Annotated in this window: 19 protein-coding genes; 10 read left to right on the top strand and 9 right to left on the bottom strand. The window is 51.6% G+C overall.

Annotated elements, in window-relative coordinates; all coding sequences use genetic code 11:
- Positions 1-10: 10 nt before the first annotated feature.
- Complete coding sequence (locus tag O1Q74_RS17280; protein ID WP_271874806.1) at positions 11-763, top strand: M48 family metallopeptidase; 753 nt, start codon at positions 11-13, stop codon at positions 761-763.
- A gap of 669 nt (positions 764-1,432) precedes the next feature.
- A complete protein-coding gene (locus O1Q74_RS17285; RefSeq protein WP_271878978.1) occupies positions 1,433-1,978 on the top strand; it encodes a helix-turn-helix transcriptional regulator in 546 nt (181 codons plus the stop codon).
- 59 nt (positions 1,979-2,037) lie between these two features.
- On the opposite strand, the gene speA is transcribed toward O1Q74_RS17285, so the two are convergent.
- Positions 2,038-4,020: a biosynthetic arginine decarboxylase gene (gene speA, locus O1Q74_RS17290; RefSeq protein WP_271874807.1), complete on the bottom strand. Its 1,983-nt coding sequence runs from the start codon at positions 4,018-4,020 to the stop codon at positions 2,038-2,040.
- On the bottom strand, positions 4,013-4,171 hold the full coding sequence (locus O1Q74_RS17295; RefSeq protein ID WP_271874808.1) for a hypothetical protein: 159 nt from the start codon (positions 4,169-4,171) through the stop codon (positions 4,013-4,015). Before O1Q74_RS17295 ends, speA begins: the two co-directional genes overlap by 8 nt.
- Positions 4,172-4,854: 683 nt before the next feature.
- Between O1Q74_RS17295 and metK the strand changes: the two genes are divergently transcribed.
- The 7 genes from metK to ruvX all read left to right on the top strand — a co-directional run bounded on the left by metK (position 4,855) and on the right by ruvX (position 10,505).
- Positions 4,855-6,006 carry a methionine adenosyltransferase gene (metK, locus tag O1Q74_RS17300; RefSeq protein WP_225085861.1) on the top strand — a complete coding sequence of 384 codons (1,152 nt, stop codon included), beginning with the start codon at positions 4,855-4,857 and terminating at the stop codon, positions 6,004-6,006.
- Positions 6,007-6,308: 302 nt separating this feature from the next.
- On the top strand, positions 6,309-6,821 hold the full coding sequence (locus O1Q74_RS17305) for a SprT family zinc-dependent metalloprotease (RefSeq protein WP_271874809.1): 513 nt from the start codon (positions 6,309-6,311) through the stop codon (positions 6,819-6,821).
- Between the two features lie 96 nt (positions 6,822-6,917).
- Positions 6,918-7,616, top strand: coding sequence for a deoxyribonuclease I (gene endA, locus O1Q74_RS17310; RefSeq protein ID WP_271874810.1), 699 nt, complete (start codon positions 6,918-6,920; stop codon positions 7,614-7,616).
- A 117-nt stretch (positions 7,617-7,733) separates the two neighbouring features.
- The gene (gene rsmE, locus O1Q74_RS17315) at positions 7,734-8,468 is read left to right on the top strand and encodes a 16S rRNA (uracil(1498)-N(3))-methyltransferase (RefSeq protein WP_271874811.1); all 735 of its coding nucleotides are present in this window, start codon (positions 7,734-7,736) and stop codon (positions 8,466-8,468) included.
- Between the two features lie 11 nt (positions 8,469-8,479).
- Complete coding sequence (gshB, locus tag O1Q74_RS17320; protein ID WP_010285797.1) at positions 8,480-9,439, top strand: glutathione synthase; 960 nt, start codon at positions 8,480-8,482, stop codon at positions 9,437-9,439.
- An 83-nt stretch (positions 9,440-9,522) separates the two neighbouring features.
- Positions 9,523-10,086, top strand: coding sequence for a YqgE/AlgH family protein (locus O1Q74_RS17325; protein ID WP_271874812.1), 564 nt, complete (start codon positions 9,523-9,525; stop codon positions 10,084-10,086).
- A complete protein-coding gene (ruvX, locus tag O1Q74_RS17330) occupies positions 10,086-10,505 on the top strand; it encodes a Holliday junction resolvase RuvX (protein WP_271874813.1) in 420 nt (139 codons plus the stop codon). The genes O1Q74_RS17325 and ruvX overlap by 1 nt, the downstream gene beginning before the upstream one ends.
- Before the next feature lie 101 nt (positions 10,506-10,606).
- Here ruvX and fbp read toward each other — a convergent pair whose 3' ends face one another.
- Positions 10,607-11,611, bottom strand: a complete 1,005-nt coding sequence (gene fbp / locus O1Q74_RS17335) for a class 1 fructose-bisphosphatase (RefSeq protein WP_010285800.1) — start codon at positions 11,609-11,611, stop codon at positions 10,607-10,609.
- A gap of 169 nt (positions 11,612-11,780) precedes the next feature.
- On the opposite strand from fbp, the gene mpl reads away from it, so the two are divergent.
- Positions 11,781-13,166, top strand: coding sequence for a UDP-N-acetylmuramate:L-alanyl-gamma-D-glutamyl-meso-diaminopimelate ligase (gene mpl / locus O1Q74_RS17340; protein WP_271874814.1), 1,386 nt, complete (start codon positions 11,781-11,783; stop codon positions 13,164-13,166).
- Positions 13,167-13,279: 113 nt separating this feature from the next.
- On the opposite strand, the gene O1Q74_RS17345 is transcribed toward mpl, so the two are convergent.
- The 6 genes from O1Q74_RS17345 to hfq form a co-directional block, all read right to left on the bottom strand.
- A complete protein-coding gene (locus O1Q74_RS17345; RefSeq protein ID WP_102118525.1) occupies positions 13,280-14,578 on the bottom strand; it encodes an adenylosuccinate synthase in 1,299 nt (432 codons plus the stop codon).
- A gap of 99 nt (positions 14,579-14,677) precedes the next feature.
- Positions 14,678-14,878: a DUF2065 domain-containing protein gene (locus O1Q74_RS17350; protein ID WP_180778747.1), complete on the bottom strand. Its 201-nt coding sequence runs from the start codon at positions 14,876-14,878 to the stop codon at positions 14,678-14,680.
- Positions 14,879-15,002: 124 nt separating this feature from the next.
- Positions 15,003-15,998, bottom strand: coding sequence for a protease modulator HflC (gene hflC, locus O1Q74_RS17355; RefSeq protein WP_180742961.1), 996 nt, complete (start codon positions 15,996-15,998; stop codon positions 15,003-15,005).
- A gap of 3 nt (positions 15,999-16,001) precedes the next feature.
- Positions 16,002-17,261 (bottom strand): FtsH protease activity modulator HflK, encoded by a 1,260-nt coding sequence (gene hflK, locus O1Q74_RS17360; protein WP_271874815.1) that lies wholly within the window; start codon positions 17,259-17,261, stop codon positions 16,002-16,004.
- Between the two features lie 96 nt (positions 17,262-17,357).
- Complete coding sequence (gene hflX, locus O1Q74_RS17365; RefSeq protein WP_225085872.1) at positions 17,358-18,638, bottom strand: ribosome rescue GTPase HflX; 1,281 nt, start codon at positions 18,636-18,638, stop codon at positions 17,358-17,360.
- Between the two features lie 94 nt (positions 18,639-18,732).
- A complete protein-coding gene (gene hfq / locus O1Q74_RS17370; RefSeq protein ID WP_271874816.1) occupies positions 18,733-19,035 on the bottom strand; it encodes an RNA chaperone Hfq in 303 nt (100 codons plus the stop codon).
- Positions 19,036-19,084 lie beyond the last annotated feature (49 nt).

Here is a 19,084-nt window from a genome sequence, read left to right on the forward strand (position 1 = left end):
GATGATTTTTATGGCAATTCGATCTTCTGTGCTGGCGCTGAGTGTCGCAACGTTGCTGACTGGCTGCCAGAACTTAAACACCAATACCTTAATGCAATCCGGCGCTCAGGCGTTTCAGGCGGCAACGCTCAGCGATGAGCAGGTTAAAGCGCTTAGCCACCAGTCCTGTGAGCAAATGGACAAAGAAGCAAAAATTGCCCCTGCCGACAGCAAATACATGCAGCGCCTGAATAAAATTGCGGATGCGCTGGGCCACGATATCAACGGTACGCCGGCAAACTACAAGGTCTATCTGGAGAAAGACGTTAACGCTTGGGCAATGGCTAACGGCTGCATCCGGGTGTACAGCGGCCTGATGGACATCATGAACGACAATGAAGTGGAAGGCGTTCTCGGCCACGAAATGGGCCACGTTGCGCTGGGACACACACGTAAAGCGATGCAGGTTGCCTATGCTGCGACGGCCGCCCGTACTGCCATCGCCTCTGTGGGTGGTGTCGCGCAGTCCTTGTCACAGTCTCAGCTAGCCGATCTGGGAGAAAAACTGGTGAATTCCCAGTTCTCTCAAACGCAGGAAACGCAGGCTGATGATTACTCTTTCGATTTTCTGAAGAAACGCGGCATCAATCGGGAAGGTCTGGCAACCAGCTTCGAGAAGCTCGCCAAGCTTGATACGGGCCATGAGAGCAGCATGTTTGATTCTCACCCTTCATCTGAAGGCCGTGCTAAACACATTCGTGAACGCATTGTTGCCGAGAAATAACCTCGCATTCTGATGACTCACAAAGCAGACACACCGCGGGCAATTGAAAAAATCTCAATTGCCCGCTAGTCATCCGACCACTATCATCCCCGCCATATTCGCTGTAAGCTGCTGTGTAACAGTCATCTTTAAATCCCGCCATTGTCCTGATGATAGGATTTAAGAATTAATCGATAATAAATAGATAGCTATTTTCAATCTCACTGACTTTACGTTCTCTTTTAAGAAACGATACTCAGTGGATTTCCAGATGTTAGAAAGCCGTCGCCCACGAATGTGGCGACAAAGTAGTAACCACGATTAGCGCAGAGATCTACGTCTCAATAAGCAGGAATCCTAGGATAAGCTCCTGTATTTAAAGATAGAAATAAACCAATAAATCAAGCATACTATGTTAAACCAATAAAAATTTTTCCAGTTCGATCATATGGATATATGATAAACCCTGTTGTCTCTTCCGCAGGTTTCTCTAGAGGCTCCATCTTTTAGCGATTAAAGGCATTTCGGGATCGCGATTTCTTAATAACTGGATAACATCAGCAGCCATTATTGGTTTGTGGCCACTTTCAGACAATAAACTCATATGTGTTAAAAATCATGGATGTGAGAATTTTCAGTAAATGCAATTTTACCACGGTAGGATTACGGGAAATCCTATCCGGTATCCCTATGCTCTCAATAAAACCCGTCAACAGGTTTACGCTGCAGCAGGGAAAGAAAAAATGTATTTTCATCATTGACGGTAGCAGCGAGGGCTTTGAGGAATACTATGAGTCGATAAGAACTCACTTTTATAATATGGCGTCGTCATTCGTGATCATCAATAATTCCCTCAATCACCCTCCCGTGTGCATTGACGAAAAAACGATTCTTATTTCAAAGTCAGCCGCCATCGATTCTTTTTATAAATTACTCGATTTCGTCCACCTTCACGATCGCCGTTTATTCAGTCCCGTCAGGTTGTCAAAGTCTGAATATGCCGTATTCCAACACTGGTGTGCGGGCTACACGGCGGAAGCGATTGCCGATATCATCGGGTTAAATAAGAAATCAGTACTGAACAGCAAATCACGATTACTGAATAAATATGGCGTTCAGGATAAAAACTCTTTACTGCTAATTGCTAAGATTATCTTCAAAGACAGCGTCATTGAAGAATTTGATTCCCTTCCCAAACCAGCAACCGATATCAATATAAGTAATTCGCTTATCTGATCGATAGCCGAAAAAAAGGGGATGCGCGCTCGCATCCCCTTTTACTTCGTCAGTCACACTTATTCTTCGTCTTCCAAATAAGTATAGCCGTACAGCCCAGACTCAAACTCTTCCATGAACTGCGCCTGAAGTTCAGCATCCAGATCGGTTTCTTTAACCTGATCGCGGAAACGGGCCATCAGCACTTCAGGGTCAAGCTGCACATATTCCAGCATGTCGGCAACCGTATTCCCTTCGTCGGATTCTTCAATCTCAACGGTGCCGTCCTGGAAGACAAACACGTCAACAGTCGAGGTATCGCCGAACAGATTATGCATGTTCCCCAGAATTTCCTGATAGGCACCGACCATAAAGAAGCCCAGCAGCGGCGGGTTTTCTGGATCGTAAGGCGGCATTGGCATCGTAGTCGCAATGCCGTCGCCATCAACATAATGATCGATCGTGCCATCAGAATCACAGGTGATATCCAGCAGCACAGCACGACGCTCAGGCTGCTTATCCAGCCCTTCCAGCGGCAGCACCGGGAACAGCTGATCGATACCCCATGCGTCCGGCATGGATTGGAACAGTGAGAAGTTGACATACAGCTTGTCAGCCATGCGCTCCTGTAATTCATCAATCACCGGCCGGTGCGCGCGGTTGCTCGGATCCAACTGCTCCTGAATCATCTGGCAGATGCTCAGATAAAGCTGCTCCGCTTTGGCACGCTGTGTCAGATCCAACATGCCGTGCGTGTACTGGGTATGCACATCGTGCAAATCCATCTGGCTGTCATGCAGCCACTCACGCAGCGACCGGCGTTTTCCTGGCTGCTTGATTTCCTTCCAGGTCGACCACAGGCTCTCCAGCGCGCGCGGCGCATCTTCTTCAGGCTCGGTAGGTTCGCTGAACTCATTGCGTTCCACCCCGATAATATTGGAAACCAGCACGGTATGGTGCGCGGTTACCGCACGACCGGATTCGGTGATCACCGTAGGATGCGGCAGCCCGTGTTCGTTACAGGCATCGCCGATGCCCCAAATCACGTTGTTGGCGTATTCATTCAGGCCATAGTTCACTGAACAATCGGACTGAGAGCGCGTGCCTTCATAGTCCACGCCCAAACCACCACCGACGTCAAAACACTGGATATTCACGCCCAGCTTATGCAGCTCGACATAGAAACGCGCGGATTCACGCACGCCCGTCGCGATATCGCGGATATTCGCCAGTTGCGAACCCAAATGGAAATGCAGCAGTTGCAGGCTATCCAACCGCCCCGCTTCACGCAGCATCTCAACCAGTTGCAGCACCTGAATCGCCGCCAGACCAAATTTGGATTTTTCGCCACCGCTGGATTGCCACTTGCCCGAGCCCTGAGAAGCCAGACGCGCGCGGACGCCAAGACGCGGCACCACATTCAAACGCTCGGCTTCTTCCAGCACCAGACGAATTTCAGACATCTTCTCGATGACCAGATACACCTTGTGGCCCAACTTTTCACCGATGAGTGCCAGACGAATGTATTCACGGTCTTTGTAGCCGTTACACACGATCACCGTGCGCGTCATACCGGCGTGGCCCAGAACGGCCATCAGTTCCGCTTTTGAACCGGCCTCCAGACCCAACGGTTCACCGGAGTTCGCCAGTGACTCAATCACGCGACGATGCTGGTTAACCTTGATGGGGTAAACCAAAAAATAGCCACCTTCATAGCCAAAGGATTCACGAGCCTGTTTAAACGCAGCGTTAATTGAACGCAGGCGGTGCTGAAGGATTTGCGGAAAGCAGAACAGCGCAGGCAAGCGCTGATGGTTGTCCTTCTGCATATCTTTGACCAGTCTGGCCAGATCGACGCGAGCTTCTGGTACGTCAGGATCCGGACACACGCTAATGTGGCCGAGCTCATTGACGTCATAGTAATTATTGCCCCACCAGGCAATATTGTAGGTACGAAGCATTTCGCTGGCATTACGGTCATTCATGGCAACCTCCTGCATAGAGCGCAAATTTTCATGTTTACCCGTCGCTGACGAGCCGTGATGAATCATGTCGTCAGACATAACGAACCTCTTCTTTTTCTAAACTGCTGATCACATCAGTACCTGAATAAACCGCCCACATGAGCATACCTGCAACATGCGGCGTCGACAGTGAAAAAACCGGCGTAGTGAAGTATGCCGTCACTTTATTACTCTTATTAGTGTAAAACACGTTGTCAGGCTCCGTGTTACGGGTCGATAAAACTCGTTGTGAAAATCACCGGGCGAACGTGACCAGAAAGGCGTTAACCGCTTCTGGCAGAAAGAATAACAGGCGGATTAACCAGCCCTGGAGTCCTGTGTCGAATTTAAAGACAGGCTACATCGGGAAACGGAAAAGAAGGGTTGAGTCGCGGACGCGATAGCGTCAAAAGGGACATATTGCGAACGCAATATACTCAGTAAACAACGGATCATTAATCCTACCACCTCCACGTGCGCCGCAGGTTATGCGGTCAGCTATCAATAAGAAATTCAAGATGTCGCGGATTGCATTACCGCTCGCCGTTTATACCTACATGCTACTGGAAAAGCAAAATGAAAATTGCCGCCAGTCATCTCTTGTAAAAGAAAAAACAGCCGATGATAAAAGGACGACGGTGAGCTAATACGAAAAACTACTGGCACTGAGACCAAAAGGTGACCTAGAATAGCCATCCAGATGTTAATCCGTCTATACCCCAAATAATTCGAGTTGCAGGAAGGCGGCAAGAGAGGGAATCCCGATGAGCTTACTCAGGTAAGTGATTCGGGTGAGTGAACGCAGCCAACGCATCTGCGGCTTGAAGTATTACGGGTATATACCGATTAACTGATACACTGCTTAACGGCTTTGATTTGAAGGTAAAGAAACTCATGGCTAAACACCTTTTTACGTCCGAGTCAGTCTCTGAAGGACACCCTGATAAAATTGCTGACCAGATTTCTGATGCGGTTCTCGACGCCATTCTGGAGCAAGATCCAAAAGCGCGTGTCGCTTGTGAGACTTATGTAAAGACCGGAATGGTGTTAGTCGGTGGCGAAATCACCACCAGCGCCTGGGTCGATATTGAAGAAATTACCCGTCGTACCGTGCGTGATATCGGTTATGTCAATTCCGAAATGGGCTTTGATGCCAACTCTTGCGCCGTACTGAGCGCGATTGGCAAGCAATCTCCAGACATCAATCAAGGCGTTGACCGTACCGATCCGTTGGAACAAGGCGCAGGCGATCAGGGTCTGATGTTCGGCTACGCGACCAATGAAACCGACGTGCTGATGCCTGCCCCAGTGACTTACGCGCACCGTCTGGTTCAGCGTCAGTCAGAAGTGCGTAAGAGTGGCACTCTGCCGTGGCTGCGCCCAGATGCGAAAAGCCAGGTTACGTTCCTGTATGACGATGGCAAGATTGCCGGCATCGATGCCGTAGTACTGTCTACCCAGCATTCAGAAGACATCAGCCAGAAAGATCTGCATGAAGCGGTGATGGAAGAGATCATCAAACCGGTTCTGCCTGCAGAATGGCTGTCTGCCAACACTAAATATTTCATCAACCCAACCGGACGCTTTGTTATCGGCGGCCCAATGGGTGACTGCGGCCTGACCGGTCGTAAAATCATCGTTGATACCTACGGTGGCGCGGCGCGTCACGGCGGCGGTGCATTCTCCGGTAAGGATCCGTCTAAAGTAGACCGTTCTGCTGCCTATGCCGCGCGCTATGTTGCCAAGAATATCGTCGCGGCTGGCCTGGCCGATCGCTGCGAAATTCAGGTGTCCTACGCTATTGGCGTAGCAGAACCGACCTCTATCATGATCGAAACCTTCGGTACAGAGAAAGTGTCTACCGAGCAACTGACGCTGCTGGTGCGCGAATTCTTCGATCTGCGTCCTTACGGCTTAATCCAGATGCTGGATCTACTGCATCCGATTTATCAGGAAACGGCAGCCTATGGTCACTTTGGCCGTGAACATTTCCCGTGGGAAAAAACGGACAAAGCCGCACAGTTGCGCGAGGCCGCAGGCCTGTAATCCGGCGATGCAATAAAGACCAAACGGCGAATGAAGATTCGCTGTTTGAGGTTACTGATAAAGTCCGTAGCGCGAGAGCAACGGATAGATCGTAAAGACGCTGTGAACACATCCCTGTGCGCTCGGCTTGCGCCATCCCTGGCGCAAACGCTTTACTCTTCTATTCCGTTACTCTCGTTTTCGTTCGACAAATAAGTTTGCCAACTGTCTGAAACGGCGAATGAGAATTCGCCGTTTTTCATTCTGATTCCCTCCGCGTCACCTATTGCGTCTCCCTGCTACTCACTTTATCCTCACCGAATATGAACACACCCCGAATCCCCATTGCCAGCCATCAGGCTGTGATGCGCTGTCTGCGTGATAAATTGCAGCAGGCCAACCTCACTTTGCAAACTGACTACACTGAGCCAACGGTAAACTACCAGCAGCGTGGTGCTACGGCAGGAACGGCATGGCTGCAACATTGGGAAATTCGGCTGAATCCCGTTTTGTTGCAGGAAAATCAGCAAGCCTTTATCGATGAGGTGGTGCCTCATGAACTGGCCCATCTGCTAGTCTACGCGCGTTTTGGCCGTGTCGCGCCACATGGCAAAGAATGGCGCTGGATGATGGAAAACGTTCTGCGTGTTCCGGCAAAACGCACGCATCGGTTTGCGGTACAATCCGTACAGGGGAAAACCTTCACCTACCTGTGCGATTGCCAACGGCATGAACTGACGATCCGCCGACACAATCGGGTGCTGCGCGGCGAAACAGAATATCGCTGCCGTCGTTGCGGGAAAACCTTACGTCATGATGTAACAAGTTCTATTTAAAAGGGAATTTCCAGTTTTAAAAACTGCTTTTGCATTTGCCTGCCGACGAGACATCCGGTAGTCTGCCAACTTTACAGCCTGTGGATTATTTGGAATATGCTACGCAAAATTCTCGCTATCTCCGCCGTTGGCGCGGCGCTGTTTTCGGCCACCGCGTTAGGTCAGAACATCAATAATTTTTCGCAGGCAAAAGCCGCCGCAGTCGAAATCAACCGGGATGCGCCGGGTTCGTTTTACTGCGGCTGCAAAATTACATGGCAAGGCAAGAAAGGCACTCCCGACCTTGAATCCTGCGGCTATCAGGTCAGAAAAAATGAACAGCGTGCCAGCCGTATCGAATGGGAACACGTTGTGCCTGCCTGGCAGTTCGGCCACCAGCGCCAGTGCTGGCAGGATGGCGGAAGAAAGAACTGTAGCAGCGACCCCGTCTACCGTGAGATGGAAACCGATTTGCATAACCTGCAACCGGCTATCGGCGAGGTAAACGGCGATCGCGGCAATGCGATGTATGGGCAGTGGAACGGTGGTACATCCCAGTACGGCCAATGCGAGATGAAGATCGATTTTAAAAACAATCTGGCAGAGCCACCTGCTCGCGCTCGCGGCCAGATCGCCCGTACCTATTTCTACATGCGCGATCGCTATCAGTTACGCTTGTCCAGTCAGCAAACTCAGCTGTTCGAAGCCTGGGATAAGCAGTACCCGGTCACCCAGTGGGAATGTACCCGCAATCAGCGCATCGCCGCAAAACAGGGAAACCCGAATCCCTACGTTCAACAAGCTTGCCAGCGCTAGTTCGTCTACCTACTATAGCGAATCGGTTTCCAGCAAAGCCGCCGTCAGATGACGGTGGTGTTGCCTGTTTCTGGCGTTCCTGTGCCGATTAATTTCATTCAAAGGTCTTAATCCAGTATGCGAGTACCACGCATTTTTCATCCCGAAACGCTTTCCCTTAACGGCGGTGAAGTCGAACTGAGCGACGATGCCGCCAATCACGTTGGTCGCGTGTTACGCATGAATACAGGACAGGCATTGCAGCTATTTGATGGCAGCAATCATGTCTTTGATGCGGAAATCATCGCGGCCGGCAAAAAGAGTGTGCGCGTTCGCTTCACAGCAGGTAAGTTGGAAAATAAAGAATCGCCCCTACATTTACATCTGGGACAGGTGATGTCGCGCGGCGAAAAAATGGAGTTTACTATCCAGAAATCTATCGAGCTGGGCGTCAATGTGATTACCCCGCTGCTTTCCGAACGCTGTGGCGTAAAGCTGGATGCCGAGCGTATGGAGAAAAAAATTAGCCAGTGGCAGAAAATTGCGGTTGCCGCCTGTGAACAATCTGGCCGCAACTGTGTGCCGCAGGTGCGGCCAGCGATGACGCTGGAAGCCTGGTGTGCGGAACAAGACAATGCGTTGAAATTAAATCTGCATCCGCGCGCCACACAAAGCATCAATACACTGCCGCTGCCGGTAGAACGGATCAGATTGCTGATAGGGCCAGAAGGCGGGCTCACCACCGATGAAATTACCATGACCTCAGAACACGGATTCACTGATATCCTGTTGGGGCCACGCGTCTTGCGCACAGAAACCACCGCACTCACCGCCATTACCGCCTTACAGGTACGTTTCGGCGATTTGGGGTAAAGGAGAAAAGAATGATCAAACTCGGTATCGTGATGGACCCGATTGACACCATCAATATCAAGAAAGACACCAGCTTTGCCATGCTGCTGGAAGCACAGCGCCGTGGTTGGGAACTGCATTACATGGAGATGAACGATCTCTACATGCACGCGGGCGTCGCCCGTGCGACAACCCGTCGCCTGAGCGTCCAGTACGATTACGACGGCTGGTACGATTTCTCCGGCGAGCAGGACATTGCGTTGGAAGAGTTGGATGTGGTGCTGATGCGTAAAGATCCGCCGTTCGATACGGAGTTCATCTACGCCACCTATATTCTGGAACGCGCAGAAGAGAAAGGCACGTTGATCGTCAACAAACCGCAAAGCCTGCGTGATTGTAATGAGAAGCTGTTCACCGCCTGGTTCCCACATCTGACTCCCGATACGCTCGTCACACGTCGTGCCGATAAGCTGCGTCAGTTCCATGAAAAACACGGTGACGTCATTCTCAAGCCGCTGGACGGCATGGGCGGCGCGTCTATTTTCCGTTTGAAGCAGGACGACGCCAACGTCTCGGTCATCATCGAAACGCTGACCGAACACGCCACCCGTTACTGCATGGCGCAAAACTACCTGCCTGCGATTAAAGATGGCGACAAACGCGTACTGGTGGTCGATGGCGAACCCGTTCCTTACTGCCTGGCGCGTATCCCGAAAAGCGGTGAGACACGCGGTAATCTGGCCGCCGGTGGCCGTGGTGAAGCACGTCCGCTAACCGAAAGCGACTGGAAAATCGCCCGTGACGTCGCCCCAACGTTAAAAGCCAAAGGCCTGATTTTCGTCGGTCTGGACATCATCGGTGACCGTTTGACAGAAATTAACGTCACCAGCCCGACCTGCGTACGTGAAATCGAAGCGGCCTACCCGGATGTTTCCATCACCGGTATGTTGATGGACGCCATTGAAAAACGTCTGGCTGCACGTACTCGCTAATACCAGAGACACCTGACACACCACTCGGCCCGCGCAATACGGGCCGTTTCTCCAACGCTGACGGATATCGATAAAAATACACAATGAATTTACAGCATCACTTCCTCATTGCTATGCCAGCACTACAGGACTCTGTATTTAAACGTTCGGTGGTCTATATCTGCGAACATAATGAAGACGGAGCCATGGGGCTGATCATCAACAAACCGATGGATCAGTTTTCCGTGGAAAATGTGCTGAACAAGCTAAAAATAGATCCGACACCGCGCGATCCTGCCATTCGATTAGATAAACCCGTCTTCATGGGCGGCCCACTGGCGGACGATCGGGGTTTTATCCTGCATACGCCCTGCCCCGGCTTTGGCTCCAGCATCAGTATTTCTGAGGACACCATGATCACCACGTCAAAAGACGTGCTGGAAACGTTGGGGACGCCTAATCAGCCGAAAAATACGCTGGTCGCCTTAGGCTATTCCGCCTGGGAGAACGGCCAGTTGGAAGAAGAGCTGCTGGAGAACGCCTGGCTGACCACGCCGGCCGATAAAGACATTTTGTTCCATACGCCGATTGCCGAACGCTGGCGGGCAGCGGCCAGAAAATTGGGCATCGATATTCATAACATCTCCACTGAAGCAGGACATGCCTAATGACCAGCAGAACCATTCTTGCCTTTGATTTTGGGACAAAAAGTATCGGTGTCGCCATCGGTCAGGAGATTACTGGTACGGCGCGGCCGCTGACCTCATTCAAAGCGCAGGAAGGGATCCCAGACTGGCAAAAAGTGGAGAAGCTGTTGTCAGAATGGCAGCCCGATCTGGTCGTCGTTGGTTTACCGCTCAATATGGATGGCACCGAACAGCCGCTGACGGCACGGGCGCGAAAGTTCGCTAACCGACTGCATGGCCGTTTTGGCGTCGCGATTGAGTTACACGATGAACGCTTGAGTACCGTAGAAGCGCGCGCGGATCTCTTCGAACGTGGCGGCTTTAGAGCACTGGATAAAGGGAGCGTAGACGCGGCCTCTGCGGTGATTATTCTGGAAAGCTGGTTCGAGGCACAACACTAAAAAACGCGGGTTACGATGAACCACAAAGATGGCGTACTGGATAGCACGCCATAAAGTCATCCCGCGTTGGCAGAGAGCCCAGCAACACGGGAAAGCGCTAATTAAGCGTCTGGGAATTCACGGATGAAACGTTCAACATCATCAACCATCGATTCCGTCCCGACGAAGAACGGTGAGCGCTGGTGCAGTTTCTCCGGCGTGATATCCAGAATACGGTTTTTACCGTCGCTGGCCTTACCGCCCGCCTGCTCCGCCAGAAACGCCATCGGGTTGCATTCGTACAGCAAACGCAGTTTGCCTTTCGGGTAGCTCGCCGTGCTCGGATACAGGTAAATTCCGCCTTTCAGCAGATTGCGGTGGAAATCCGCCACCAGTGAGCCGATATAACGCGACGTATAAGGACGCTGCGTCTCTTCATCCTGCTCCTGACAGTATTTGATGTATTTCTTCACGCCGACAGGAAACTTGATGTAGTTCCCTTCGTTGATGGAATACATATTCCCTTTTTCCGGGAAGCAAACTTTTTCATGCGAGAGACAGAATACACCGAGCGACGGATCGTAGGTAAAGGCGTGAACGCCGTGACCCGTGGTGTACACCAGCATGGTGGAAGAACCGTAAACAATGTAGCCCGCCGCAACCTGCTGGCTACCCGGCTGTAAGAAGTCAGCTTCCGTGACTGAGGTTCCCAGCGGCGTAATACGGCGATAAATAGAGAAAATGGTACCGACAGAGACGTTCACATCGATATTCGACGAGCCATCCAGCGGATCCATCAGAACGACATACTTGGCATTTTCCGCCTTATCACCTTCAAAGATAACAATTTCATCTTCTTCTTCGGAGGCAATACCTGCCACTTCACCACGCGCTTTTAATGCCGCTTTCAGTTTCTCATTGGCATACAGATCGAGCTTCATCTGCACTTCGCCCTGAACATTAGAAATGCCGCTGGCACCCAGGATATCAACCAGACCCGCTTTATTGATATCACGGTGAATAATCTTGGCACCCAGTTTAATAGCAGACAGCAGCGCGGTAAGCTCACCTGTGGCGTGAGAGAAATCGTGCTGTTTTTCGACGATAAATTCGCCTAACGTTTTCATAACACTATTCCAGAATCTACGGATGAAAAGCGGTTTCATTTCTGCACCGCCAACGTTTGCGCATGCAGTGTAGCCCAAAGAGAAAGTGAGTACCTAGTCAAATCCATTTCTTATGGCGGATTCATAGCGTTAGAATGTGACGCAGACTCACTGTGAAGATGGAAAATGTATGCGTATTCATATTTTAGGTATCTGCGGCACCTTTATGGGTGGCCTTGCCCTGCTTGCTCGTTCACTGGGGCATGACGTCACGGGCTCAGATGCAAATGTTTATCCCCCCATGAGTACCTTACTTGAAGAACAGGGAATCACGCTGATTCAGGGCTACGATCAGGCACAGCTTAGCCCCGCGCCTGATTTGGTCATCATCGGTAATGCGATGACGCGCGGAAACCCGTGCGTCGAGGCCGTACTGGAACAGGGATTACCTTATGTTTCCGGTCCACAGTGGCTGCATGATTATGTGCTGCGCGATCGCTGGGTGATTGCCATTGCAGGAACGCATGGCAAAACCACCACGGCGGGGATGGTCACCTGGATTCTGGAAGAGTGCGGCTACCAGCCCGGCTTTGTGATCGGTGGCGTTCCCGGCAACTTCACCGTTTCCGCACGGTTGGGCGACAGCCCGTTCATGGTACTCGAAGCCGATGAATATGATTGTGCATTCTTCGACAAGCGTTCCAAATTCGTACACTACTGCCCAAGAACGCTGGTGCTCAACAATCTTGAGTTCGATCACGCCGACATCTTTGACGATCTGAAAGCCATTCAGAAACAGTTCCATCACCTTGTGCGGCTGGTGCCGGGCAGCGGGAAAATCATCCTGCCAACCAACGACCTTAACCTCAAACAGGTGATGGGAATGGGATGCTGGAGTGAGCAAGAACTGGTTGGCGAAGAAGGCACGTGGCGGGCACAGAAAGTGTCGATCGATGCCAGCCAATACCAGGTTTACCTGAACAATGAACTCGTCGGTGAAGTCCACTGGAAGCTGGTGGGTGAACACAATATGCATAACGGGTTGATGGCCATCGCCGCCGCGCACCACGTCGGCGTGCTACCCGCAGATGCCTGCCGCGCACTGGGTGGATTTATCAACGCGCGCCGACGCCTTGAATTACGCGGTACGGCGCATGGCGTCGCAGTTTATGACGACTTTGCACACCACCCTACCGCGATTCTGGCGACGCTGTCGGCGCTACGCAGCAAGGTTGGCGGCACGGCGCGTATTTTGGCCGTGCTTGAACCCCGTTCCAACACCATGAAATTGGGGATGTGTAAAAACGAGCTGGCACCGTCATTAGGCCGTGCAGATGAAGTGTTCCTCTTCCAGCCAGCACACATTCCGTGGCAGGTCGTAGAAGTCGCGGAAGCCTGCGTACAACCTGCTCACTGGAGCGCGGATATTGACACGTTGGTAGACAACATCGTCAAGACCGCACAGCCTGGCGACCACATTCTGGTGATGAGCAACGGCGGATTCAGCAACATCCACAATAAGCTGCTGGATGGCCTGAAGAACAAAGCGCAGAAGGCGAAGGCAGTTCAGGAATAACAGGTGGAAACCGTTGTCGTGCACATCGCAACGGTTAAACAGTAGATAGCAAAAAGGACGGGAATCCCGTCCTTTTTCATCTTCGCATAACCCATTAATAATGGGTGGCAAAATCAAGCGTCGAACGGATCGCGCAACACCATCGTTTCGCTACGATCTGGGCCGGTAGAAATAATATCAATCGGCACACCCGTAATTTCTTCGATACGTTTGATGTAGTTCAGCGCAGCCTGCGGCAGTTTACTGTGATCTTTCACGCCAAACGTGCTTTCAGACCAGCCTGGCATCGTTTCGTAAATCGGCTCAAGACCTTCCCAGCCTTCAGCAGCCAGCGGAGTGGTATCCACTTCGGTGCCATTCGGCAAACGATAGCCTACGCAGATTTTAATCTCTTTCAGGCCGTCCAGAACATCCAGCTTGGTCAGACAGAAGCCAGACAGCGAGTTGATCTGTACTGCACGACGCACGGCAACTGCATCCAGCCAGCCAGTACGACGACGGCGACCTGTTGTCGCGCCAAACTCATTACCTTTCTGAGACAGGTGCTCACCGACTTCTTCAAACAGCTCAGTCGGGAATGGACCTGCGCCCACACGGGTAGAGTAAGCTTTAACGATACCCAGCACATAGTCTACATAACGTGGCCCCAGACCAGAACCGGTAGCAACGCCACCCGCCGTGGTATTTGAGGAAGTCACGTACGGATAAGTACCGTGGTCGATATCCAGCAGCGTACCCTGTGCGCCTTCAAACATGACGAAATCGCCACGCAGGTGCGCTTTGTACAGCAGATCGGAAACATCAACCACCATCGCAGTCAGGATGTCAGCAATCGCCAGCACATCGTCCAGCACTTTCTGGTAGTCGACCGCGTCGGCTTTGTAGTAGTTAACCAACTGGAAGTTATGGTATTCGACGATCTCTTTCAGTTTGACGGCAAAGGTTTCTTTATCAAACAGATCGCCAACGCGCAGGCCACGGCGAGCAACTTTATCTTCATACGCAGGACCGATACCACGGCCAGTCGTACCAATTGCTTTCGCACCACGCGCTTTCTCACGGGCGTTATCCAGCGCGACGTGATAAGGCAGGATTAACGGACAAGCTTCAGAAAGCAGCAGACGTTCGCGTACCGGGACGCCACGCGCTTCAAGCTCCGTCATTTCTTTCATCAATGCGTCAGGTGCCAGCACAACACCGTTACCGATGATGCTGACAACATTTTCACGCAGAATGCCAGAAGGAATTAAATGAAGTACGGTTTTTTCACCGTTGATAACCAGCGTGTGGCCAGCGTTGTGTCCACCCTGATAGCGCACAACATATTTAGCCCGTTCAGTCAGCAGGTCAACGACCTTGCCTTTACCTTCGTCACCCCATTGGGTGCCCAGTACGACGACGTTCTTACCCATTTCAAGAATCACCAGGTTGCTTAAAAAAGGATTCTACCATCTCATTTGGATGCTTTCAGTACTTTTAGCACACGATTGCGCACATTTTTCCGCGTAATTCTAGCTGCCCATCCGGCTACGCAACATGTAGTAGATCACGCACCCAGCAACAACTATTCCGCCGCCGAAACGGCGCAAAACATTGTCCGGCAGCTGCGCGATACCCAAAATCATACGCCGCCAGAGGCGGGGAAACAGCAACGGCCCCAATCCTTCGAGCACCAAAACCAGCCCAAGTGCCAGCCAAATCGTTGAATTCATAACAACCCCTTTTTCCTGCATCCGATTTGAGCAGGACAAGCCTTTGGATATTTCTCTGCCAGCAAATGACAAAAAAAAGCCCGAGAAAGACCCGGGCTTGATGAAAAACGTCAGTTAATGACTATCAGCGGCGTGGTGCCATACTGCTATCCGGTGACTTCATGTAGCGGAAGAAGTCGCTATCCGGGCTGAGAACCATCACATCCTGATTATTACTGAAGCTGCTTTCATACGCGCGCAGGCTACGAACAAAAGCGTAGAAGTCAGGATCTTCACTGAATGCATTCGCAAACAGTTTCGCCGCTTCGGCATCCCCTTCACCACGGGTGATACGTCCCTGACGTTCAGCTTCAGCCAGCGTACGAGTGACTTCATAGTCTGCCGCCGCTTTCAGCTTTTCAGCTTCTTCCTGACCTTGTGAACGGTGGCGACGCGCTACCGCTTCACGCTCTGCACGCATACGCTGGTAAATCGCGTCAGAGACTTCCGTTGGCAGGTTGATTTGCTTAATTCGCACATCGATAACCTCAATCCCCAGTGCAGCCATACTGTTAGGGTTGATATGAGGCTCGTTGCCCGTCGTTTCTTTCTCAACGCGCGCAGCAGCAGAAGCAATCGCATTATCGGCTTCGGTGGTTTCCCCCGTACCGGTATTCAGTGCTTCACGCACGTCGGACATCAGTTGCCCACGTGAGTCGGTAACAATGCCTTTTACATCCAGACGACCAATCTCGGAACGCAGACGGTCACTGAATTTACGTTTCAGCAGAACTTCAGCCTGAGAGATGTCACCACCGCCCGTTGCCAGATAGTAGCGGCTGAAATCGCTAATACGCCATTTGAGGTAAGAATCGACAATCAGGTCTTTCTGCTCTTTAGTGATAAAGCGGTCAGCCTGGTTTTCCATCGTCTGGATACGCGCATCCAGCATTTTCACTGAGTCGATAAACGGAATCTTGAACTGCAATCCCGGTGCATAGATCAGCGGTTTATTGTCGTCATCACGCAATACTTTGCCAAAACGCATCACAATGCCGCGCTGGCCTTCCTGCACCACAAACAGTGACGCATAGACCACCATCAGTACCAGGATCAGGATAAATAGTAAGGGCTTACGCATCGATTATTCTCTCCCTACTCGAGTGAAGTCATCACGCTGCGCATTGGCTCTGCGCTGATCCATGATATTTCCATTGTTGCTGCTGCGCGTCTGGTTGCTATTGGTCGCACCGCTGCTGTTGCCAGGCAAACGCAGTGGATTAGCGCTGCTACTGTTATTGCTTTGCGTATTGTCACTGCCTTGTCCACGCAGCATCTGATCCAACGGCAGCACCATCAGGTTGCCCCCTTTGTCATTGACCAGAACTTTACGGGTGTGGCTCAGCACGCGTTCCATGGTTTCAATATACAAACGCTCGCGGGTGATTTCAGGTGCCGCTTTATATTCCGGTAAGACTCTGGCAAAACGGGCAACTTCACCCTGAGCTTCCAGAACGGTACGGGTTTTATAAGCGCGAGACTCTTCCAGAATACGCTGAGCCTGACCATTAGCACGCGGCTGCACTTCGTTCGCGTACGCTTCCGCTTCACGAATGTATTGCTGTTCGTTTTCACGAGCAGCAATCGCATCGTCAAACGCGGCCTTCACTTCTTCCGGCGGACGCGCGGTCTGGAAGTTGACGTCCAGCAGCGTGATCCCCATGTTGTACGGACGAACGGTTTCTTCCAGTACGCGCTGGGTATCCGTACGCACAATAGTACGGCCTTCCGTCAAAATTTTGTCCATCGTGTACTTACCAATCACGCCGCGCAGCGCGCTGTCAGTTGCCTGACGCAGGCTGTCATCCGCATTGGTCACGCTGAACAGATATTGTTCTGGCTGCGTGACACGATACTGCACGTTCATTTCAACGCGCACGACGTTCTCGTCTGACGTCAACATCACGCCCGACGTCGCCAGTTCACGCACCGACTCGACGTTCACGGCGCGAACAGAGTCAATGAAGGTCGGTTTCCAGTTAAGGCCAGGCCCCACCAAATGGCTGAATTTACCAAAGCGCGTGACGACACCGCGTTCCGCTTCTTTAATGGTATAGAAACCCGTAGCAGCCCAGATGACAACCGCAGCGACGGCAGCGATACCGACGATCCGGCCACCCAGTGCTGGGCCGCCAGAATTTCCGCTGTTGCTTGAGCCAGAACCTTTTCCGCCACCCAGATCGCTGAGTTTTTTGCTCAGCTTACGGAAGATGTCGTCCAGATCCGGCGGCCCCTGATCTCGGCCACCTTTATTGTTATTTCCGCCAGAGTTGCCGCCATTATTGCTGCTGCTCCCCCACGGGTCGCGGTCTTGTCCGTTATTACCGGGCTGATTCCACGCCATGTTTTAGCTCCATTCTTTATGATAGGTGTTCTTCAGGTTCAATATCCCAGAGCCCGTCAGACTATTTCACCGTTCAGACTGCTTCTGCCAGTCAAATCAGACAATATAGTCCATCAGTTCCTGCTCTTTTTTGCAGAGGCGGCGCCAGTCAGCAATCGGCATACGAATAACCAAACCAATTTGCCCATCCTCTTCAATCCATTCTTTTTCTATTGCCTGAAGCTGGTAAAAACGACTACGCAAGCGTCCTGCCTGCGGGGGAAGATGCAAGGTATATTGCGCGATTTCCCCGGAAAGCCGCTCAGTCAATGCCTGAAATAGCAACGGAATACCGTCGCCGGTCTGCGCTGAAAGCCAGACCCGTACCGGTAGATTCTCTTCGTTGCGATCGATACGCGGAACGAAATCATCCAGCATATCAATCTTGTTCATTACCAACAGCGCAGGTATTTCATCCGCCTCGATTTCCGTCAGCACGTCGTTAACCGCCTCAATGTTCTCGTCAAGACGAGGATCGGCAGCATCAACAACGTGCAACAGCAGCGAGGCCTGACGTGTTTCCTGTAGTGTAGCCTTAAACGCAGCCACCAAATCATGGGGCAACTGACGGATAAAACCTACGGTATCCGCCAGCACCGTATCACCAACATCATCCACTTCAATGCGGCGCAATGTGGGATCCAGTGTGGCAAATAACTGATCGGCAGCATAGACGCCCGCCGATGTAATCTTGTTAAACAGCGTGGATTTACCCGCATTGGTATAGCCCACCAGCGAAACGGTGGGGACATCGGCACGAACCCGCGAGCGCCGCCCCTGTTCACGCTGTTTTTCTACCCGCTCAAGACGCGACAGTATCTGAGTGATACGGTTACGCAATAAACGACGGTCGGTTTCAAGCTGGGTTTCACCCGGGCCACGCAAACCGATACCGCCTTTCTGACGCTCAAGGTGCGTCCAGCCGCGAACCAATCGGGTCGCAAGGTGGCGCAGCTGTGCCAGTTCTACCTGTAATTTCCCCTCGTGCGTACGCGCACGCTGGGCAAAAATATCTAAAATCAGTCCGGTACGGTCAATCACCCGGCACTCGCACAAACGCTCCAGGTTACGTTCCTGAGCTGGCGTCAACGCATGATCAAACAGCACGACAAACGCGCCGGTTTCTTTTACTGCCTGAGCAATTTCTTCTGCTTTGCCTTCCCCGACAAAATACTTGGGGTGAGGAGCCTTACGGCTACCAGTAACCACCTGCAAGGATTCAATACCGGCAGAAGAAACCAGAGATTCGAACTCCAGCAGATCTTCCGTATCTTTATCTTGCGAGAAGTAAATATGAACTAATATGGCCCGTTCACCTGATTCATAACGGTCAAACAAGCGAGTAACCTCTCAAACGAGCAAAAAACACCACAGCGAAGGAGCCGAGCGATGCGTCCAGCTCTCCCGCGCCGTGGTGAATTGACAATACGCCTTATTCGGCGTCATCAGCGTCCTGCGACTGCTGCGAAGCCGCCGTGTTGTTACCGTGATAATTGCTGCTGCCGCCGCCTGGATTGTTGCTATGGTGAGATACAGGACGAGAGGGAACAACTGTAGAGATGGCATGCTTATAAACCATCTGACTTACCGTGTTTTTCAACAAAATCACGAACTGATCGAAAGATTCGATCTGACCTTGCAGCTTAATACCGTTCACCAAATAAATCGAAACCGGAACACGTTCACGACGCAAAGCGTTCAAGAACGGATCTTGCAAAGATTGCCCCTTAGCCATTCTATATTTTCCTTATTTGTATGTTGTTTGTAACAAAGAACCCTATGGT

This window comes from Pectobacterium sp. A5351 (genome assembly GCF_028335745.1).
Taxonomy (GTDB): Bacteria; Pseudomonadota; Gammaproteobacteria; order Enterobacterales; family Enterobacteriaceae; genus Pectobacterium.